The organism is Bacillus sp. SIMBA_074, from assembly GCF_046534555.1.
In the GTDB taxonomy this organism is placed as follows: domain Bacteria; phylum Bacillota; class Bacilli; order Bacillales; family Bacillaceae_G; genus Bacillus_A; species Bacillus_A mycoides.
Window position 1 is genome coordinate 1 of record NZ_JAWRYM010000283.1, and the last position, 313, is coordinate 313.

Genomic DNA, 313 nt, shown 5'->3' on the forward strand with positions numbered 1-313 from the left:
GGAGTTCACGCGTGTCCATCAAACGGATCGGCCAGACAAGAAGGTATACTCCATCACCGAGAAAGGACAAATTGCGTTAAAGTTATGGCTTGGTCAACCAGCAGCAGAGCCGGTGGTGCGTGATGAGATCGTGTTAAAAGCCTATTGTATGTGGCTCGCCGACGAGAAGATGGCGACTGAGATTTTTACAGAGCGCATGGACCATTGCAAAGAACAACTCCAAATGTATGAGGATTACATAGAGGAACTCTCAACAGACTGTGAAGGTGTCCCCGATCATCCGGACCATCCTTCCTTTGGTGACTACATCCTG

General features: G+C 48.9%; 1 protein-coding gene. It reads left to right on the forward strand.

Translation table 11 applies throughout. The annotated features are described in order from the left end of the window. The coding region (locus SB773_RS30860) for a virulence activator alpha C-terminal domain-containing protein (protein ID WP_486304306.1) at positions 1-313 on the forward strand (313 nt) is incomplete at both ends.